Source organism: Tenacibaculum sp. 190524A02b (genome assembly GCF_964036645.1).
Lineage (GTDB): Bacteria > Bacteroidota > Bacteroidia > Flavobacteriales > Flavobacteriaceae > Polaribacter > Polaribacter vairaonense.
Map to the genome: position 1 here is coordinate 91,109 of NZ_OZ038525.1, position 13,299 is coordinate 104,407.

At 31.7% G+C, this 13,299-nt stretch carries 11 protein-coding genes; 3 read left to right on the top strand and 8 right to left on the bottom strand.

Going from position 1 to position 13,299, the window contains the following annotated elements:
* Positions 1-79 precede the first annotated feature (79 nt).
* Both ABNT65_RS00385 and hutI read right to left on the bottom strand, forming a co-directional pair.
* The gene (locus ABNT65_RS00385) at positions 80-1,099 is read right to left on the bottom strand and encodes a formimidoylglutamase (RefSeq protein ID WP_348702506.1); all 1,020 of its coding nucleotides are present in this window, start codon (positions 1,097-1,099) and stop codon (positions 80-82) included.
* A 5-nt stretch (positions 1,100-1,104) separates the two neighbouring features.
* Positions 1,105-2,337: an imidazolonepropionase gene (gene hutI, locus ABNT65_RS00390; protein WP_348702505.1), complete on the bottom strand. Its 1,233-nt coding sequence runs from the start codon at positions 2,335-2,337 to the stop codon at positions 1,105-1,107.
* A gap of 51 nt (positions 2,338-2,388) precedes the next feature.
* On the opposite strand from hutI, the gene ABNT65_RS00395 reads away from it, so the two are divergent.
* Positions 2,389-2,817 (top strand): DUF3995 domain-containing protein, encoded by a 429-nt coding sequence (locus ABNT65_RS00395; RefSeq protein WP_348702504.1) that lies wholly within the window; start codon positions 2,389-2,391, stop codon positions 2,815-2,817.
* Positions 2,818-2,975: 158 nt separating this feature from the next.
* Here the strand turns inward: ABNT65_RS00395 and ABNT65_RS00400 are convergent, their stop codons facing one another.
* From ABNT65_RS00400 to ABNT65_RS00425, 6 genes are all read right to left on the bottom strand, one after another.
* Positions 2,976-3,767 (bottom strand): ester cyclase, encoded by a 792-nt coding sequence (locus ABNT65_RS00400; RefSeq protein WP_348746832.1) that lies wholly within the window; start codon positions 3,765-3,767, stop codon positions 2,976-2,978.
* A gap of 195 nt (positions 3,768-3,962) precedes the next feature.
* On the bottom strand, positions 3,963-4,838 hold the full coding sequence (locus ABNT65_RS00405) for a helix-turn-helix transcriptional regulator (protein WP_348746833.1): 876 nt from the start codon (positions 4,836-4,838) through the stop codon (positions 3,963-3,965).
* Between the two features lie 163 nt (positions 4,839-5,001).
* Positions 5,002-5,802, bottom strand: coding sequence for an RNA methyltransferase (locus tag ABNT65_RS00410; protein ID WP_348702501.1), 801 nt, complete (start codon positions 5,800-5,802; stop codon positions 5,002-5,004).
* Positions 5,803-5,884: 82 nt separating this feature from the next.
* Entirely contained in the window at positions 5,885-7,180 is a 1,296-nt protein-coding gene (locus tag ABNT65_RS00415) for an amidohydrolase family protein (RefSeq protein WP_348737154.1), read from the bottom strand.
* 19 nt (positions 7,181-7,199) lie between these two features.
* Complete coding sequence (locus ABNT65_RS00420) at positions 7,200-10,151, bottom strand: amidohydrolase family protein (protein ID WP_348746834.1); 2,952 nt, start codon at positions 10,149-10,151, stop codon at positions 7,200-7,202.
* 132 nt (positions 10,152-10,283) lie between these two features.
* On the bottom strand, positions 10,284-11,327 hold the full coding sequence (locus ABNT65_RS00425) for an oxidoreductase (protein WP_348746835.1): 1,044 nt from the start codon (positions 11,325-11,327) through the stop codon (positions 10,284-10,286).
* Between the two features lie 37 nt (positions 11,328-11,364).
* Between ABNT65_RS00425 and ABNT65_RS00430 the strand changes: the two genes are divergently transcribed.
* Positions 11,365-12,288, top strand: coding sequence for a patatin-like phospholipase family protein (locus ABNT65_RS00430; RefSeq protein ID WP_348702497.1), 924 nt, complete (start codon positions 11,365-11,367; stop codon positions 12,286-12,288).
* On the top strand, positions 12,289-13,182 hold the full coding sequence (locus tag ABNT65_RS00435) for a DUF72 domain-containing protein (protein ID WP_348746836.1): 894 nt from the start codon (positions 12,289-12,291) through the stop codon (positions 13,180-13,182).
* Positions 13,183-13,299: the final 117 nt, after the last annotated feature.

Here is a 13,299-nt window from a genome sequence, read left to right on the forward strand (position 1 = left end):
AGGTTTAGCTAGTGTTGTTTGTTATGTTTACCAATTTAGTGAATTAAAACGTATTATCTTTTATTATGTTAAAAGATTCTTATTTCATGCTAGTATTTTCTATGGCTTTAATAAAATCAGAGATTAAATAACTAATAAATTTACCAACTTGTACAGAGGTAGTAGGTTCGTTTTTTACACTCGGAGCTCCTTCACATATATGTAAATAACTAACATTTTTATTTTTAGCAAGAAAATGAACAAATTGCCTAGCGTGTTGAGGAGAAAAACCACTAGGAGTCATAGCGCTACTAGGAAAATGTTGGATACAATCTAAGTCAATTTCAATACCAAAAGGCTTCGTTTGTATAAAATTCTGGGCACGTTGTAACTCACTTTTAAAAGAAGTTACTTGGTAAATAGCAAGTTCTTCAAAGGTATTATACTCTAAGTTAATATTGTCATGAATCATTTCAAAAATATATTGAGGAGTATAATTCTCATGCAAACCAAACATAAAGTAGTTTGATAAGAAGCCTTCGTGTAAAGCATATGAAAATCCATTTCCGCTATGGCGCTCTTCTAGTTTACGTAAGTCAGTATGAGCATCTAAGTTAATAGCGTTAATAGCCTCATTCTTTGCTTTTGATAGTCCTTTAATATTTCCATAAGCATTGTTATGACCACCTCCAATAATTATAGGGATTTTTTTATTTGAAACAATTAACTCGATTAATTTAGAAAGCTCTTTATCAATTGCTTTAACTAATAAATCTCCATGTTCTCTATCACTAGCATCAAAATTTAAAACGTTGTCTAAGCAATCTAAATAACCAAGAATTAAAATATTTTTACCGTTTATAAATTGATTTTGTTGTGTGTTTAAAAACGCTTTTATAGCAGGAATAAAAGATGTGTGAGCACCTCCATTACCTCCATTCATTTTAACACCAATATCTTCAGGAACACCTATAATAACAAAAGTGGCATCTGTTTTCTCAAGCTCTTCCTCTATAGGTTTTTTAGGGTTTAGGGTAACCACACATTCTCCCAATTTAACTTCACCATTACGAGGGTTGGTAAAATTATCAATTGCTTGTTGATTAAAAATATGTAACATAAAAATTAAACTTCTTTACCATTAATAAATACTGTGTCAATTACATTAGAACCAAAGCTGTATGGTATAAATCCATAAGATGGAATCTCTTTAGTAAGTATAAAGTTAGCTTTTTTCCCTTTGGTTATACTACCAACCGAATCAGACAAATTCATGGCGTAAGCTCCATTTATAGTAGCTGCATTAATAGCTTCTTCCGGAGTCATTTTCATTTTTATACAAGCAGTAGCTACCACAAAATTCATGTTACCAGAAGGTGTTGAACCTGGATTAAAATCTGTAGCTAAAGCCAATGGTAAACCAGCATTTATAATTTCACGAGCAGGTGTATAGGGTATACTTAAAAAATAAGAACAAGAAGGCAACGCAACTGGCATAGTGTCTGAGTTTTTTAATGAAATAATATCATTTTTATTCATAACCTCTAGATGATCTACAGATAAAGCATTATGCTTAATACTTACTTGGACTCCACCAATAGTTGTAAATTGATTTACATGTACTTTTGGAGTTAAACCAAGTGCTTTTCCAGCAGCTAAAACTTTATCAGTATCTTCTACAGAAAAGTAGCCTGTTTCACAAAAGGCATCAATAAATTCAGCTAAATTTTCCGAAGCTACTTTTGGCAACATTTCATTAATAATTAAATCAATATAACCTTCTTTGTTATTCTTATATTCCTTAGGAAATGCATGGGCGCCTAAAAATGTAGCTTTAATAGGTAGTTTATAATTTTCTTTAAGTTTTTTAATAACACGTAACATTTTCAATTCTGCATCTACAGTTAATCCGTAACCAGATTTAATTTCAACTGCACCAGTACCTAATGCCATAACTTCCTCTAAACGTTTTGCAGATTGTTCATACAAATCTTCTTCAGAAGTAGCTTGTAATTTTTTAGCAGAGTTTAAAATACCACCACCATTATTTGCAATTTCTTCATAAGTAAACCCATTAATCCTATCAACAAATTCTTGTTCTCTATTACCAGCATAAACTATATGAGTATGCGAATCACACCAAGTAGGTAAAACCATTTTATTAGTACAGTCTACAACTTTATTAGCAGTTGAAGGTGCATTTTCCATTGTTCCATAGTCGATTATTAGGTCATCTTCAAGATATAAATAAGCATTTTTTATAGTAGGTAAAACTTTCATGTCATTACCAGCTACCTTTTTTATATCTGATTCTCTAACCTGAATTAATTCCTTGATATTTATCAATAAAGTTGTCATGTATAGTCCTTAATTTTGAAGTATACAAACTTACATTAAAAACCACAAAGTATGATTTATTTTTTAGGAGTAGTTTGCGTATTCGTTCTATCTTTTATAGCTACATTACATTTTTATTGGGCTTTTGGCGGAAAATGGGGAATAAGTAGTGTAATACCAATTAAAGAAAATGATGTAAAAGCCATACATCCAAAATGGTTTGCTACGTTGATTGTAGCTTTAGTTATTTTAGGTTTTAGTTCTTTGTATGCAGAGAAGATAGCTTTAGTTTCACTAGCCTTTTTACCAAATTCAATTACTAACTATGGAGTATTGGTAATTGCAAGCATTTTTATAATAAGGGCTATTGGAGATTTTAAATATGTAGGATTCTTTAAACAAATTAAAACGACATTGTTTGCTAAGAATGATACAAATTATTTTTCTCCACTATGTTTGTTTTTAGGAGTTATAGGTTATTTATTACATTTTAGTTTATAAGAATTAAAAAGGTTACTCTCTAAAGAATAACCTTTTACGGAATTTTAAAAAAGAACGACTTATTATAGATAATTCAAGGGGTGTTCTATAAGATATATTTCAAGTCAAGTTTTAGGAGTTAAACATTGACTACCGTTCTGTATCTAATCAAATAGTACTTAAAACATACCGTTATTATGTGCCATTTTTTCTGGAATCTCTTGAATAACATCCCAATGCTCCACAATTTTTCCGTTTTCAAGTCTAAATAAATCGTAAAAAGCTTGAGGTTTACCATGCCATTCACCTTCACTCATAGTTAATACAAAGTTACCTTCTCCTAATATTTTATGAGTTTTTTTGTAAATAAATAGATCATTTTGAGAAATTAAATATTCAATAGCTTTGTTTAGTCCTTCTAATCCATCTCCAACATGAGTATTATGTTGGTGGTATTTTTCTGTACTTACATAATTCGTGATTTTGGTAGGGTTTTTACCAAATAAAACGTCATTAACAAAGTTTTCTACTATAGTTTTATTTTCTTTAGTTTTGTCTATGTCTGTAACGGTAGTTGGTCCGTCAAATTGACTTCTTCCACTAACAGTTTCTTTAACAACAGGAGTAACAGCATCCCAGTGCTCAGCTACTTTACCATCTTCCATTCGCCATACATCAAACGTAACAACCTCTTTAGCTCCAAAAGCTTCAGCATTATTATAAGTATTGTGCATCACAATAAAGTTACCATCTTGTAACATTCTGTGTGTTTTACTAGTAGTACCAGCTTTTTTTAACATTGGAAGAAATCCTAAAACAGGTTCAATTCCTGTTGGAACATGTGGATTGTGCTGTATATAATCTGTAGTAAAATATTTTTTTACGCCATCTGCATCATATTTGTTAAAGAATGCATTTTGAGCTTCAGTAGCTATTGCTTTTAAGTCTGGCTTTACTTCAGTTTTTTCCATGGGTATTTCTTTTTTAGAGTTTGTACTTGATTTTTGAGCTGTATTGCAACTAACGATAAATGAGGTTACAATTACGAATATGAAAGTAGATTTCATAGAAAGCTTTGCGTTTTAAAAATTATAATGCAAAGCTCTAATAATCTTGTTAGTATGAGACTATAAAAATGTTACAATAAACTGTAAAAATGGGAAAGTTTACTTGAATTTACTTCTAAATTTTTCTGGAGTAAGATTAGTATGTCGTTTAAAGTATTTATAAAAGTTAGTCGTTTCTTCAAAGCCTGTAGTAAAGGCTATTTCTTTTATAGGTGATTCAGTATTAAGTAGTAGTCTTTTAATTTGCTTGATGTAAATTTCATCAATAAACGTTTTAGCAGGTTTGTTAACAATACTTTTAGTAATATTATTTAACGTTTTAGTTGAAAGGTGCATTTGAGAAGCATAATAACTTACTTTAGCATTTTGTATAACATGGTTCTCAACTAAAGTTTGTAAAGTGATAAACTCATTTAAGTATTTTTTGTTGTGAACTATTTCATTGTTTTTAGACTTGATTCGATATAGTTTTGTAATCAAAATGTGTAATTCACTTCTAATAATACCTAGAGAATAAGCATCTTTTATAGAAAAGTATTCCTTTTTAATTCTATGAATACATGAGTTAACTTCCTCTAACTCTTTTGAGGTTAATTGTATTTTGGGTTTACCTAAAAGTTCATTAAAAAGTTGTAGCGATTTTTGGTTTTCAGTTTTTTCTAGATAGGATACCAAAAAATGATCGGTAAAAAGTAATAAATCTCCTTTAACGTTTTTATTAATATGAAATTTATGAATTTGATCTTTCCTAATGGTTAGCAAAGTTCCTTTTTGATAATCATAATCTGTAAAGTCAATGGTATGTTTTCCTGTATTTTCCTGAATGAGAATTATAATATAAAACTCAACTATTTGCGGAGGTTCAAAATGATACAAGTCAAAATTATGAAACAAGCTTTCTAATGGCAAAAGGTCAAAGGCAGCTTCTGGGAATTGTTGATTTTCAAATTTAACATGAATAGTATCGTTGCTCATTACATAAATTATATAGTTATAAAGATATCTATTTTAGTCGCAATATAGCAATGGCTTTAATTAACCGATAGCTTGTGTTGAATAGTTTTGTTTAAATTTTTCGATTTGATACCTCATATTCTTACATTAGATAATTCATTTAAAAATAATGATAACTTAAACGTTAGAATAATTCAAACCCACGTTGCCTTTTAGCTTCAAAAGTTAAAATAGCTGCGGCTACGGATACATTCATAGAATCTATTTCTCCTTGCATTGGAATATTAATATTTTGAGTAGCTTGGTCTCTCCATAATTGTGTTAAACCTGTAGCCTCAGTACCTACTACTAAAGCAGTAGCTTTGGTATAATCATTTTTATGGTAGGCATTAGAGTTTTGCAAAGTAGCACTGTAAATATTGATGTTATTTTCCAGTAAAAAATTACAGATTTCATCTGAAGTGCCTACAGCAATTTGATTGGTAAATAAGCAACCTACACTAGAACGTATAATATTAGGATTGTACATATCGGTTTTAGGATTGGCAATTAAAACAGCATCTAGTTTTGCAGCATCGGCTGTACGGAGCATAGCGCCAATATTTCCTGGTTTTTCAATTCCTTCTAAAACTAATACAAGTGGTTTAGTATTTGTAAACTGAATAGAATCAATATAAAACTCTTTAGTTTTTACAACTGCAATTACTCCTTCAGTAGAATCTCTATAAGCTAGTTTTTGATAGACTTCCTTTGTAATTTGAATACAATTGGCGTTAGATATATGTAATTCCTGAAGTCGCTCTTTGTTAAAAAAATCCTCTACAAATAAAAGCGTGTCTATAGTATAACCACCTTTTTGAACTAAGGTTATTTCTCGTTGTCCTTCTACTAAAAACAATCCTTTTTTCTTACGTTCTCTAGATTTTTCTTGAAGCTTTAAAAGGTCTTTTATTAAAGAGTTTTGTGTACTGCTAATGATTTTCATACAGCAAAAATACTATTATCAATTATAAAAAAACACCTTTCTCAAATAAAGAAAGGTGTTGTAAAAAACGAAAGTTATTTTGTTACTTTTTATATTTATTACTATAACGTTTCCAAAGCTTTGTTTGGTGGGTGTGTAAGCTAATTTTTCTACCTTGAATAAAAGCTTCCGAAATTATATTTCCACGCATATCTAAAGCATCTCCCTCTGAGATAAATAAAGTAGCATCTTTGCCAACTTCCAAAGTTCCAGAAAAAGCATCAATACCTAATATTTTAGCATTGTTTCCAGTGATTAATTGAACGGCTTTTTCTTTAGGAAGTCCATAAGCAGCATAGGTTCCAGCATAAAAAGGTAGATTTCTTGTACTCATACGTTCCATGTCTCCATTCATACCAACACCAACCAATAAGCCAGCGTCCGTTAAAATTTTTGCAGAACGGAAAGGTAAATCATAATCCTCATCCTCACTTTTAGGCAAACGGTGCGCTCTTTCTAGTACAACAGCTACATTATATGTCTTTAATAAGTCAGCTGTCTTTTCGGCTTCATGTCCACCAACAATAACAAGGTTTTTAACGCCTAAGTCAATAAAAGTACTTACTGCATCTGTAATACTTTTTTTACCATGTACATGAATAAAAACTTTTTGAGTGCCTTTAAACACGCCTTCTAACGCTTCATAAGGAAGGCTTTTAGGTGAACGATTCCCATTTAAATATTGTTTAGCTTCTTTAAAAAATGTAGAAACTTGCGTAATTGCTTTCTGGTAGTTCTTGTTAGGTTTTAAACTCGTATCTTCTCCTAGCCACCAACGTCCTCTGCTAAATAATTGAGGCCAATTTAAATGAATGGCATCGTCTGTTTTTACAGCTGCATCTTCCCAATTCCATGCATCAAGCTGAACTACAGATGAGGTTCCAGAAATACGACCACCTCTTGGGGTAACTTGAGCAGTAAATACACCATTTGGGCGCATGGTTTCTATAACTCTACTCTCAGTATTATAAGCAATAATACTTCGTATATGCGGAAGCATATTCCCAATTTCATCAAAATCACGAGTAGCTCTAACAGCATCAATTTCAGCCAATCCTAACGAGGTATTTGCTGCTATAAAACCAGGATACACATGTTTTCCTGTTGCATTAATAACGGTTCCTTGCCTTGCTATTTTAGTATTTGCACTTCCAACAAATGAAAGTTTACCGTTAGAAAACATCAATAAAGCGTTTTCTATTACTTTTCCATTGCCTAAGTGTGCAGTAGCACCTTCAATAGTAATAGCGGTAGTTTGTTTTTCAGCGGGTGTTTGTTGCGCAACTATATTTCCTATGAATAAGAAACATATAAGGCTATATAAAATAGTAGTTTTCATATTTTGTATTCTTAGGTTCTTACTCGGTATCACAGTGGAATAATTTTTTAGTTTTTTTAGCAGGAGCTTGTGTTTTAGCTCCTTTCATTTTTTCTTGTAACATCATGCCAATCAGTTTAGCACGCTCTGCCTTTATTGCTTTTCGTTTTGCTAAGTCTTGTTCAATATCAAAGTAAATAGCTCCATCAATAATTGTTTTTTCAGCTTTTGCATAAATAGATAAAGGATTGTCACTCCATAAAACCACATCTGCATCTTTACCTACTTTTATACTTCCTGTTCTATCATCAAGGTGTAATAATTTAGCAGGATTAATAGTAATCATATCCCAAGCTTCTTGTTCAGTTAATCCACCATACTTAATAGCTTTGGCGGCTTCTTGATTTAATCTTCTAGACATTTCAGCATCATCAGAATTAATGGCCACTACCACACCTTGTCTATGCATAATAGCTGCATTGTAGGGGATAGCATCATTTACTTCATATTTATAAGCCCACCAATCAGAAAATGTAGAACCACCCGCACCATGTGTTTTCATTTTATCGGCTAGTTTATAACCTTCTAAAATATGCGTAAAGGTATTAATGTTAAAGTTAAACTTTTCAGCCACTTTCATTAACATATTAATTTCTGATTGTACGTATGAATGACAAGAAATAAAACGTTCCTTATTAATAATTTCAGCTAAGGTTTCTAACTCAATATCTTTACGATACGGTTGTCCGCTTTTCTTTTTAGTATCATAAGCCTTGGCTCTTTCAAAGTAATCCATATATACCTGTTCCACTCCCATACGTGTTTGTGGAAAACGAACCGTATTGTGATCTCCCCAGTTAGACTGTTTTACATTTTCACCTAAAGCAAACTTGATAAATTTTGGCGAGTTTTTATAAATAAGTCCAGCTGCATTTTCTCCCCATTTTAATTTTAAAATAGCCGATTGACCACCAATTGGATTAGCAGAACCATGCAAAATTTGAATAGAAGTTACGCCACCAGCAATGTTTCTATAAATATTTACATCGCCAGGGTTTACAACGTCTTCAATGGTTACCTCGGCAGAAGAGTTATGACCAGCTTCATTAATAGCAGAAGCTGCAATATGAGAATGTTCATCTATAATTCCAGCGGTTACATATTTACCCGTTCCATCAATAATTTTAGCAGCTTTAGTACGAATGTTTTTACCTAGTTGCGCTATTTTACCATTTTTAAGTAGTACATCTGTATTGGTTAATACTTCATGATTTTCTGAAGTCCAAACAGTAGCGTTTTTAATAAGTATGGTTTGTTGTTGAGGTACTGTATAATTACCATAGCCAATATTAGGATAGCTTACCGCTACTACTTCTGGCTTTTTAGTTGCTTGTTTTTTCGTGTCTTTTTTAGAAGTACCTTTTCTAGCTGCTTGGGAAGCTGACCATGTAATGGCATTTCCATCAGCATCTATACCAGTACCTTTTAACAAGTTGGCAGCGTTGGCAATTTTACCCGTAAGTCTTGTAAATTTACCATTTTCATTTAAGGTAATTTCTATCCAATTATTTGTGAAAGAGAATTTACTATTCATCTTAGTTTCTCCTTTTTTAATAGTTGCTTTCTGTTTAGCATCTTTACCTTCAATACTCATGTTATAATTAGTGCCATTTACATATAACATGTAATTTCCCGTGATATCTTTAACATTCATTGGGTTGATGACATTTTTTACACCCTGTACCCAATTTTCATAAAGCGTAGTTTCTTCATCAAAAAGATTACCTGAAGTAATCAAAAAGTTAGCATAGCTACCTACGTTTAAGTTTCCAATTGCAGAATTATTTAAAATTTTAGCAGGAATGGTAGTTAATGCTTCTAAAGCAGTAGTTTTATCCAGCCCGTGTAAAATTGCTTTTTTCAAATTAGTTGTAAACTCTTTTACAGTTTTTAATTTATGAGTAGTTAAAGCAAAAGGAATCTTGTTTTTAGCTAAAACACTTGGGTTAGCAGGTTCTTGATTCCATTTACGCATATCACTCAACGCAATTTTATCTGCTAAATCAATATTACTTACATCATACGGTTTTCTAAAATTAATAGGAATTATAAAATGAGCGTTGGTGTTTTTAATATCATCAATACGCTCGTATTCATTACCGCCTCCTAAAATGGTATATTGAATCCCAAATTCATCACCAATTTTATCTGCGCGTAAACTATTTAAGTAATCGCCAGCTCTAAATATTTGAGGCAAATTCTTTTTTGCATTTAAAGCCTCTATAGCTAAATCCGTATTTTTTGCATTTCCATTTGCGTACCAAGTAGCGTCTAAATACGTTTGTCTTAATAAGGCCATAGCGCCCATTCTTGAAGTAGGATAGGATTGGTGTGATTTTCTACTTTTAGAAAAAGAAAGGTAATTAGCAGATTGTTTGTTAAGTATTCTATAAGCATCAGAATCACTATCATTTAAAGCAACTAACGCTCCGTTACCTTGCATAATACCATCATCAACATGTGTATTAACCAACCCAAAACCTAAATTGCGTAACTCTTTTGCCTTTTTTTTATCAAAACTAAATTCTTTAGAAGCATCAGTTTCTGGGCGAATATGATCGTTCCAATAATAACCTTTTCTACTAGCATCAAGTAGTGGTGGTTTTCTAAAGTTACTAGTTCTTTTAATTTCTTTAATACCAAACGTACTGTATACATCTATAAAAGAAGGATAAATAGATTTACCAGAAGCATCAACTATTTGTGCATTTTTAGGTATGCTAACAGATTTACCTACCTTTAGTACTTTACCATCTTTAATAAGTAAAGTTCCTTTTTTAATAATTTGTTTGGGCGTCACATAAATAGTCGCATTTTTAATAGCTACTATAGTATTTTTAGTAGTTTTTACTCCCGTATTTGTAGGGAAATACTCCTGCGCTTGTATGTATGAAACACACAAGGAGAGTAGCACTATGTAAAGTTTTTTCATGGTTGGGTTTTATTGTAACCTGCAAGGTAATAGATGTGCAGTAGCAGGTTTTGTTTATGTAAATACTTGAATTATTCCTTAAAAATATAGATTTTCTTAAAATTTGATTTTTTGTTTAACAAAACATTAAGATTATTTTAATAGTAGTCTACCAATCTTTTCATGCCCTGCTAACCAAGCAACATTTTTATTTACAAATTGAATTGTGTAAAAAGAGTCGTCACTTATTTTTTTCCAACTAGTACCTCCATCATTAGAAAAAGCGATTCCGGTTTTACCAACAGCTATTACTTCTTTCCCATGAGTATTGGGTACATATTGTACACAACTTTTATAGTTAGGAGTTTCGTTATCGGCAATTAAATGCCAGGTTTTTCCACCATCTGTAGTACGTACTTTATTCGCACAATTATCATTAGGTTTGGTATAATCTCCACCAAAAGCAATGCCTTCAAAAGCATTATAAAAATCAACAGAGTACATACCTTGAGGACCATTTCCTTGTAGCATAGGCGTATCATAAACTTCCCAGGTTTGTCCTTTATCTGTAGATTTTAAAACTCTTGCTTTTTTTCCTCCAGAAACAATCCAAACCGTATCTTTTATAATTTTTATATTGGTATTACTCGCTGCAAAAAAAGCTTCCCCTTTAGCAAAAGTAGGCAATTCACTACACGGTTTTTTGTACCATGTATTCCCACCATCATTGGTAAGTATAATTGAAGGACATTCCTCTGTAGGATCTCCAACAGCAATACCATGCTTTCCATCTTCAAAAAATTGCAACGCATTGTAAAATACTTTTGGGTGTTCTTCTTTATAGACAATGGAGTATTTTTTGTTTACTATTTTATATAATAAGGCAGGATTTGCAATAGAAAGCGCAAAAATTGTATCTTTAATAACCGCCATACTTCTAAAGTGTGGTGCAATAGAATCATTATACGTTATTTTTTGAATACCCCAAGTTTTTCCAGTATCAGTTGTTTTACCAATGATACCTCTTGAATCGGCAAAGATAACGGTAGTAGAGTCCATAGCTTTAATGGCTCTAATACTAGAATTTGGAATAGTAAAGGTATTTACAATTACACTATCTATGTTTCTTGGTTGGTAATCATTTTTGCAAGAAATAAGTGTTGTTACGACTAAATAAAGTAGTAGGTATCGTTTCATTTTTGATATTTTTACAGAACTAAAATAGATAAAATCCATGAAAAGAGCATTGGTTATATCAGGAGGCGGTAGCAAAGGTGCTTTTGCAGGCGGTGTTACTGAATATTTGATGAATGAAAAACAAAAAGACTACGATTTGTTTTTAGGAACTTCTACTGGAAGTTTAATGGTTTCACATTTAGCATTAAAAAAAGTGGAAGCGTTAAAAGAGTTATATACCAATGTTAACCAGCATGCCATTTTTAGCAATAGTCCTTTTAAAATAAGAAAGGTACACGGAGAGAAAGTAGTATCTATTAGACATAGAAATACCTTTTGGAACTTTTTAAATGGAAGAAAAACGTTTGGAGAAAGTAAAAATTTACGACGCTTAATTAAAAAGAACGTTACCCTTAAAATGTACGATGAAATAAGAGCAGCAGGAAAAGAAGTAGTGGTAACCGTTTCTAATTTAACAGCCAATAAAATAGAATACAAATCTATTTCTGAGTGTAGTTATGATGATTTTTGTGATTGGATTTGGGGATCATGTAATTATGTTCCTTTTATGAGTTTATTAGAAAAAAATCATTGTCAATATGCTGATGGAGGTTTTGGATGTTTAATACCTATACGTGAAGCTATTTTAAGAGGGGCAAAAGAAGTAGATGCAGTTATTTTAGAAACAGAGGTCAATCAAATAAACAGAATGCCAGCTAAAAATCCATTTTCATTAATGCTAGATGTTTTTGGGTTTATGTTAGAGCATGTAGAAAAACATAATGTTACCATTGGAAAGCTATCAGCAAAACATCACGATGTAAAGTTAAATCTTTATTATACGCCAACGGTTTTAACTACCAACTCTTTGATTTTTGATAAAAAATTAATGACCAAATGGTGGCAACAAGGTTTTGAACATGCAAGATTTAAAGATGACACCTCAATGAATGATTATAGAACGGAATTAATAGACAAGTAAATGAAGTTTGGAAAAGTAGCACAACCAGAGTTAGTAGATTTTACCTTACCGAATACACATAAAGATACGATTAGGTTATTAGAAACATATGAGAAACCCACCAACGTAAATGCTTTTGTGGGCTGTGCAAAATGGAATAAAGCCGATTTAAAAGGGTTTTATCCTAGAGGTACTAAAGATGAACTAGCCTATTATTCAAAAGAGTTTAATTGCATAGAGCTAAACGCTACATTTTATAGACAGTTTCCTGCAGAACAATTTGCCAAATGGAAACACAAAACACCTAGTAATTTTAAATTCTTTCCAAAGCTGACACAGGAAATTAGCCATTGGAAACGATTGGAAGGCGTACAAGAAGCTGTTAATTATTATTTAGATTGTGCTTTACAGTTGGAAGAGAAGTTAGGAACTATATTTTTACAACTACATGCTAATTTTGGCCCTAAAAACTTTGAACGAGTTAAGAATTTTGCTAAAAGCTGGCCAAAAGAAGTGCCATTAGCCATTGAAGTACGTCATCCCGATTGGTATGAAGATAAAACCGTTTTTGACGAATATACTCATGTATTGCAAGAACACAATATAGCTAATGTATTGGTAGATACTGCGGGTAGGAGAGATATGGTGCACATGCGTTTAACCAATAATGAAGCATTTATACGTTATGTAGGCGCTAATCATCCTTCAGATTATAACCGACTAGATGCTTGGGTGAATCGTTTACAAGAATGGACAGAAGCTGGATTACAGAATATTCACTTTTTTGTACATCAAAATTTAGAGATAGAATCTCCTTTATTAGCAGCACATTTTATAAGGAACTTAAATAAAACATTGGAGTTAAACTTAAAAATCCCCAATGAAGAAACCAACCAACAAATGACTTTATTGTAATAAATTGAATGCCTCACTTATTAATTGCTTAAGGGAAAACCCTTATAGGTTACCTAGAAACCCTTAGTTGTTTTTTAGGGCTATTACTAATTGTAGTATGCTGTTATAAAAAGTAGT